The organism is Pricia sp., from assembly GCF_041745955.1.
In the GTDB taxonomy this organism is placed as follows: domain Bacteria; phylum Bacteroidota; class Bacteroidia; order Flavobacteriales; family Flavobacteriaceae; genus Pricia.
Window position 1 is genome coordinate 1 of record NZ_JBGTHY010000128.1, and the last position, 8,079, is coordinate 8,079.

Here is an 8,079-nt window from a genome sequence, read left to right on the forward strand (position 1 = left end):
AAAGGGAATCCGGAAGGCCGTCTGTCAACTTATTGATTTTAATAAAGTCACGGACTTTACTTTCCACATAGTTCGGATCCGTATCAAAAAAAGGTTCATTAAAAACCAAACGTTTATCAGCAATTGTTATTTTTTTAATGGTTTTTTCGTTTCCATCATTTGTAATACAATCTAAAATAAAATTTGATTCTTTTTTAATATATATGGCTGTGGCCTCGATATTTGGTTTCCCTGGAAGAAATTTGCTTAAATAGCCTAACTTATCCTTTACCGCTGACTTCTGAATTTCTCTGTTGAGTGTTTTAAAATAGTCTATTTGGGTACCTGTGCAATCTTTCATTGGTTCAATATAGCCCCACTTTCCCAATATACCCATCATGAAGTCCGGCCCATACTGATGGACCTTTGTTTGTACTAATCTTTCAAATTCGCCCCTTTTTAAATCACCTGAAGAAAGTTGAGTATCGCCAGCTATTATACCAAAGTCTTTAGTAATACAACCGATAATTAGAGTCATAGTGATTCAGTTGACGTTTAGGCAAGATTTGGAAAGTTGTGCATTCTGAATTACAATTTTGAAATTTCTTGTGCAAAAGCTTCTTCAAATTTTGGTAATTGCTCTAGAAAAAAAGTATTCATCTTTGACCAGTGAGATTTATCAAAAAGATTGACATCGTCCAATACATATTTTATTCGGCTCATTTTATTTTCGGGAAGTTCTTGCCAGATTAATTTATTATCAAAACTATGTTCTATGGAATTTTGATTAGCCTTCAATTTTTTAAAGTAACTTTTATTGGTTTCCTTTTGGCCGGCTAATATACTCAGTTCAACTTGGCAATGCGATCCCGTGGTTACTAGCGTATAACTGATTCCAGTTTTTCCGGCACCACAACTAATAAAATGGGTTTTCGTGGGGCTGACGTTCCGGAATAAATCGGTTTCTTTTATCAACGGCAACAACTGTGTCCAATACTCCTTGCGAATTCCATATCGGTTGCCTTGTATTGCCACATCTAAGTCATATTTAATAAGAAGTTCTTCCTCTAAATCAAACAACGACAATAACTTTTTCAGAATATTGAATTTGGTGTCGCTGTCAATATTGAACTCTACATAATAGCGATTGGTAATTTCTTGAGCACTTCGAAATTCTTCTTTGTCTCTAGAAATACGAAGTATGTCGTTGCTTAAAAACAATTCTGTATTAATGGTATACAGTTCTTGTAACACATGGCTATACATATTTGCAATTGCCGGCTCTTCGACTTTATTGTTTCTAAAAATAAAGTATTCCAATTTTTTGTGCCTTGGCGATTCGGCTTCAAATATTGTTTGTTCAATTATGTCACCATTTGATGGCACTTCAACATCAGGATATTTCCAAATAACTAGAAAACGATTACTTATGAGATTGAAACGAGTTTCATAAGCCTTAATGTTCCATGTGTCAATAGTTTTCAGGTAATCGTTCAACCAAAGTCTACTATAGATGTAGCCCTGTTCACCTACTTTAAAATTCATCTTCTTTTTCTCCAAAAATGACTTGTTGCCCAATGCTCCATTATTACCGGATAAGGTAAGGTTGGCGATGGTATTTAAAAATTTTTCCTTGAACAAAAAGAGCTCATCTTCGCTTAAATTTCTTACCCAGTTATCGCTAGGGTTTTGCGGGAAAATATGTTCCACGGTAATTTCGTCCTTCGATGTATCTACATATTCCCTGTTATTATAGTTTTCTAAAAGCTCAAAAAGGTAGTTTCTATTTTTGGCCTTGATATTGTACAAGTCTTTATCCTTTAACGCTGAAGTCACATCTTCATTATTGGGGAAACGCGAGTTGCCCCTTTTGCTCAATAATGCTATCGCCAAACTGTCGTAATATTCCTCTGTGTCAATTTCAGAATACAAGGTCATGAATATTTTGTTCAAGGAGTTGGTTGGCAAGCCGACAATAAACCTTCTCCAGGCATAGTTCTGCACTAATTTCAAAACGTTCAATAAAATTGCCTTGTCAATTATGCCGTTATCCCAATCTTCAAAAACCTGAAGTAAAAAAGGGTATGCTACATTTATCTCTAATCGATTTATGTATTCCAGTTGTTGGCGTATTTCTGGATTGCCAACGGTTTGGGGGTTCACGAACATTTTATAATGAACGGAGAGGGCCTTAATGCTATCTAGTTCATTCATGTAACCCTCATCTCTTTTGTCTGAATAATTTTGTTTAAATTCTTGGTAGACTTTGCTTTTATTCGGTATTTTCTTATTCTTAAGTGTCAGGTAATCCCTGATATAAGCAGAGACCATAGATTTCTGTTTAACCAAATCACGGGCATTTTCCTCTATGGGACTCCAAATTATATTGAAAACTCGTTGTTGCTCTCTTGGCTGCAAATCCATTAAAATGTAATTACGGATCAAATCAGATTGTGACAAATCTAATCCTGTTGAATTAAGGCTCTCAAAAATTCGTTGCGGATCATCTTTATCCCTTTCCAAGGAAATTTCTACAAAAATGAGACGTTTCAAACCATTTTTAATAATCTCAAAATTCACTTCGTTAATTTGAGAATTGAAATAAGAATAGTTTTCAATTACATTTGAATATGTTGAGAATCCTTTTTCATTACCTTCTAGAATAGCTTTGAAGGCCAAGGAGTTGGTATCGGTCTGTTTTAATTTAAGTTTGCTTGAGTCCAATTGTACGTACTGGTTTACCAAGTACATGTTGTAGAGCATTTCTGCTTCTTTTTCCATGCCCTTTTCCTTGGCAAAACGATAAAGAGCCACGTATAAAATATTGATGGTGGTCAGGCGCTGTTGGCCATCAATGATGACCAGCTCTCGAACCTCACGGGTACTATACGCTCCCTCATGTATAAAAACTATACTACCAATAAAATGGGTGCCTCTATCTTCTTGTTCTACGTTAATAATGTCATGTAACAATTGACTGCACTCGCTTAACGTCCAGTCATAGTTTCGTTGGTATACAGGTATAACGTATTGGACATTGGGCGTTTGTAAAAAATTGATAATGGGGAGTTCGGTGGCTTTCATTTAATTCAAATTCTCAAAAGTGGATTTATAGTCTTTAGAAGTCAAAACGGTATCATATAATCCAACATTTTCACCTTTGTGCTTGCTTATTCCTGTGTATACTAAACTGGCATCTTCATACCGTTTGAATTTATAAACAGCATCGTTCATCAAACCACTATTAAACAACCCTAATCCGACCAGCAACTCAAAATCCTTTACTATAAGACCAGTGACTTTTTTAAAAAGACCCGGTTCTAATTGGGTAATTACATCTCTTAGGGTTCGCTCCCTATAATCGGTTAGATACATGAAAACTGGTACCCGAGTAGCAAATTTTATCAACTTCTCTTGAATTTGCTTTCGCATACTTTTATATTCCTTCTCTTCTTCTGAAAGTTGTTTCTTTTCTTTTTTGGAAAAATCCCTGTCATTAGCCTCTTTTTTGGCTTTTTTTACCGCTTCCGATTTGTTGATGATTGTTTCAATCTCTTGGTTTAGGGACCTAAACCCTTCAATAGACATTAATGCTTCCAAGGCTTCTTTGTTGTTCAACAGTCTTTTTAGGGTATTGTTGTCTACGTTAACCAGTAAAGCGCTTTCCCATCTTTTTGCCAACAAGGTGGCCGTAGTTCCGCTCATCGCCATATCCAAAATGCCTGCCGCATCAATTTGGTTCATGGAGCTACCATCATATGCCAAAACAGGAAGGAAATGAATAAAATCAGCTACACATTTCTCAGGGTTCGGTTCTTCCACATTTAATTGCGTGCTGTATTCCGCAATTTGTCGAAGCGCTCTAGTAGGTGCAAAATCAAAAACATAACATTCCTTTTTAATTACCTCTTCTTTGTTTGGAGATTTATTGTCAGGATTTTTGATAGCCCATGGGGTCTGTACCCTAAAAGCCGCTTGAAAATATGTTTCAGGACTTGAAGAATTCCGAAGCATTAAAATACCGGTCCATGGTTTCACCGATACGCCCGTTGTCAATTTGCCACACGAAAGTGTTATGGATTTTGACTGCAAAGGATTTTCCATAGCCTCCTCAACTGGAGGCAATGCATGAACTCCTATGCCTGCTTTCGTTCCTGCTGCTACAACAATATTGTAGTCATGATAAAAAGTATTTTGTCTTTCGTTCATTAAATTTCTCATGGCATAACATGAAGCCACGGTCGGCATGAACCAAAACGTATGCGTCAAAACGGATAGTAAGCGAGCATCAGAAAATGGCATAGGGGGTTTTTTTGCCCCTAACTTTAAATTGTCCAGCGTAGTTTCTAAGTAGGAACCACGAATTAATTCTAACCATTTTTGTACTTCGGATTCATACAAAAAACTAGCAGTATCTTCTTCTCCCTCAGCTTTAAAGAAAATATTAAGGTCAAATTCATTAAATTCACCTCCCATTGCCAATTCAGTAATAGCATCTGGTAATTGATAGGTCAACATGACCATTCTTGGCAGCGACAAATATGGATTATTATCACCTTGCCATTCTGATTTAGCTCTTTGTTCGTCTGAATAAGTCCAATTGAAAATCTGTTCTTCAATAAATTCACCTGAGGTAATAGCCCTAAATGGTGTTCCAGAAAGATATAAATATCCATTGGTCGTAATGGGCATGATATCAGCGTCAAAGTAATCACGACCTATACCATCTCCAAACTCTTGTTCTTTTTTATCCTCAGATTCAAACAGGTCTTTAGCGTTTTCTCGCCACGCGCCAAAATGGTACTCATCAAACACTACACAATCCCAGTTAATAGTGTGTACCCATTCATTCTTAGTTTTTATTCCACCCGTAGACTTGTTTTTTCCCAACAAGTCTTGAAATGAACCAAAGCAAACAAATGGACTATTCTTATCAGCATCTTCGTAATCTAGAGTATCTTGATTACTGGATATAAACTGCCACCCTTCAAAATCTACGTGGCTCATCAAATCTTCTTCCCAAGCGCTATGTACTGCTGGCTTAAAAGTTAAGACCAAAACCCTTTTCCAACCCATCCTTTTTGCCAATTGATAAGTTGTAAATGTCTTTCCGAAACGCATTTTACAGTTCCAAAGAAATTCAGGAGTCTTGTCTACATTCTCTTTTTCAGATGAAAAACTATTAAAATATTCCCTAGTTTTTTCTACTGCCTTTACTTGTTCAGGTCTCATGGAGAAAGTAAGCGTTCTATTTTCTTCGTTTTTTTCTCCCTTAGTGATGGCAACAATAGCCGATTTGACCTCTGTTAAGGAACATTCAAACCATTCGCCATCCGTATTTTTAATTCCCTTACTTTTCAGGTAGCGATGTACTTCACGGTCCGTAAATACATCTCCGTCATTACGCATGGCATCTGCTTCAAATACGATGGAATAATCGACACCACTTGTCTGCACTTGTTCTGCGATACGTATAGCAACGTCACGCTGTGTATAACCTACTTTTAACAGCCCTTTGCGATTGGGAGCGTCTATGGAATAGGCATATACTTTTGGATTTACTTCAGGTCTGGAAGGGAAAAAATCTTGAATCATATCTATTCCATGGGTCTAATTAATGAATCAATAAAGTCCTGCTCTTCTTGGGAAATACCATATTTCAAATAAAGTTTCTCATCATTCCACTCCTCCTTAAAATTTTGTTTCGGAACATATGAGTATACTTTACTGGTTGCGTGCTGAGTTGGTTTATTTAACAAAACTAAAAAGCGCAGAAATTTTGTTTTTAAATAATTCTTCAAATTTTCTGCTGTTCTTTCCGAACTCGATATACCTGCAACTAGATAAGTTTCGGTACATGCAGTATTAGGTTCCGCTATAAAAGGCATACCTAATAGTTGATGAGGAAAAGAATCACTTCCGCTTCCCAATGGTGCGATTAACACTTTATAATACTTTATCAGTTCTCTATTTGTCCTTATATCTTCATCTTTGCAATAAGCAGTTCCTCCATTTTGATATATTTTGATTGACTCTTTAAATTTTCGAGTTTTACCTCTAAATGTTGTTGACAATCCAAATGGTTTTCTAGAGCTGACTTGTTCTCTCATAGAGTCTTCGGAGAATTTCTGAACCTTTTTTAGTATAGAAATTGCCTCATTATATCTTATAAAATTTTCACAACCATCCATCAAAAGAGGCCTTTCCATTTTAGATATAACATTACCATGTTCATATGTAGATACCAAACAGTCACCTTCGTTATCTCTTTCCCAAAGAAAATAACATATTCCACCTTTGATTTGCACCCCAGGAAAAACATCTGTCGCTTCCGGAAAATCATGAATTTGTCGAATACGTTTGTCACTTAACATTTCTGCTCTAAAATTATCTAGCCCCTTACCTCCAGAGTACCATCTAGCAGGAATAATCATACTCAAATATCTAGGATTTAGCTGCTTAGCTTTCTCAACAAAATGATGATAAATTGGCTTTGCACTTGTTCCGTGTCCGCCGTCACTCAGTTGATAAGGTGGATTACCGACAATAACATCAAATTTCATATCAAAAATAGTTTCAGGTTCGTGAGTATGTATTAATTCGTAAGCATAAGTTTCTAAGGAAACTTCCCTTTTGTATTCGCTTTCACTTGCTCCGCAAAAAGTGCACTTGTCATTTTTCCAAGTATGCTCAATTCGGTCAAATTTTATATTTCCCTGCTGGCTTTCAAAGGTGTCAACAATTGAATATCTGCCATTTGCTGTTTTAGAACAGTAGACAGAACGTCTAGATAATAACGATGTCAATTCTGTAATTGCGATTCCATACAATTGTTTGGTAAAAATATGATTCATTCGCACTTGTTGGTTCGGTATCTCCTTGTCCAAGCCTTTTAACAAACGTTTTGCAATCTCCCTTAAAAACACCCCAGATTTACACACAGGGTCTAAAAAAGTGACGGTTTTGTTGTTCCAAATTTCAGGAGGTAATAAGTCCAATATTTGGTTTGCCAGTTCGGGCGGTGTAAATACTTCATCATTGCTCAAATTGGCCAAGCAAGAAAGTACATCTGGATTATAATTTTTTATTTCAAGCATATTCTGCCAATTTTAAAAAATGGGTCAAGGGGTATTCTGCTACTGGGGTTGGAATGAAAGCTTGGTCGCCTAAATCGGAAAAAAGATTAGGTTCATCCATGGGTTGACTTTGTAGGAGGTTTACCATGGTATAGTCCCGTCTCTTGATTATGCTACCATTTACTGCCGACCATTCTGAAAAAACAATTGGGTTTTTACCATTCAAATCCATTAGTGTCAATGCGTCACCAAGTATTATGTTTTTTGAACATAAAAATTGGGCCGTTTCTTCGTATTCCTTTTTAATGTTTAAAAAAAACAATACATCATATGCCTCAATAGCTTGTTTCAGCAATCTTTCACGGCATTCAATTACATTGTCCTTCAAAACGTCAATTCCGTAGATACTTGAAAGGGCTAAAATGGAATATCGTTCGTATTCTAGTTGATTTTTACCATATCTTTCGGCCACTATATTCAATTTTCGTCTTAAAATTTCTGTTAGAAAGTTGCCTGTGCCACAAGCTGGTTCCAAAAATCGTGAATCAATACGTTCGGTCTCTTGTTTCACCAAGTCGAGCATAGCGGTAACCTCCCTTTCAGAAGTAAATACTTCACCATGGTCGGTTACCCGTTGTCTGGATTTTACTTGACTCATTTCGTTCCCTTTTTACCCTTTGTCTTTGGTTTTAAAATAAGTTCCCTCTCATATTTTTTCAAAACAGAATTAGATTTGTAAAGCACTCTACCACAAGGCACTTTTTTGCTAGAGTCACTTAAATGTGTGTGTTGGTCATCAAAAAAGATATGAGCACCAAAGGCTTCAAGTACTTTCTCTTTTGGCAGTCCGCCCATAAAATAAGCCTCGTCAACATAGACATTCCATTTTCGCAAGGTTTTGATAACCCTCATGTGGCTAGGCGCATTTCTAGCGGTTACTATTGCAATTCTTAAAGGGGAAAGTTCCTTATCTACAGGAAGAAAGTCTTGAATATCTGAAAGTTTTCTCAGAAGCACAGCAAAA

General features: G+C 36.4%; 6 protein-coding genes. All 6 read right to left on the reverse strand.

The features are described 5' to 3' along the window. On the reverse strand, window positions 1-517 hold a 517-nt coding region (locus ACEW8S_RS04535; protein ID WP_373516993.1), incomplete at its 3' end, for a hypothetical protein. 50 nt (window positions 518-567) lie between these two features. Further along, window positions 568-3,063 (reverse strand): DUF4268 domain-containing protein, encoded by a 2,496-nt coding sequence (locus ACEW8S_RS04540; protein WP_373516994.1) that lies wholly within the window; start codon window positions 3,061-3,063, stop codon window positions 568-570. Beyond that, the gene (locus ACEW8S_RS04545; protein WP_373516995.1) at window positions 3,064-5,574 is read right to left on the reverse strand and encodes a GIY-YIG nuclease family protein; all 2,511 of its coding nucleotides are present in this window, start codon (window positions 5,572-5,574) and stop codon (window positions 3,064-3,066) included. A gap of 2 nt (window positions 5,575-5,576) precedes the next feature. After that, entirely contained in the window at window positions 5,577-7,076 is a 1,500-nt protein-coding gene (locus ACEW8S_RS04550; protein WP_373516996.1) for an Eco57I restriction-modification methylase domain-containing protein, read from the reverse strand. Then, window positions 7,069-7,713, reverse strand: coding sequence for an SAM-dependent DNA methyltransferase (locus ACEW8S_RS04555; RefSeq protein ID WP_373516997.1), 645 nt, complete (start codon window positions 7,711-7,713; stop codon window positions 7,069-7,071). Before ACEW8S_RS04555 ends, ACEW8S_RS04550 begins: the two co-directional genes overlap by 8 nt. Beyond that, window positions 7,710-8,079, reverse strand: a 370-nt coding sequence (locus ACEW8S_RS04560; protein ID WP_373516998.1) for a 5'-nucleotidase, incomplete at its 5' end; no start/stop codon positions are given. The genes ACEW8S_RS04555 and ACEW8S_RS04560, both read right to left, overlap by 4 nt.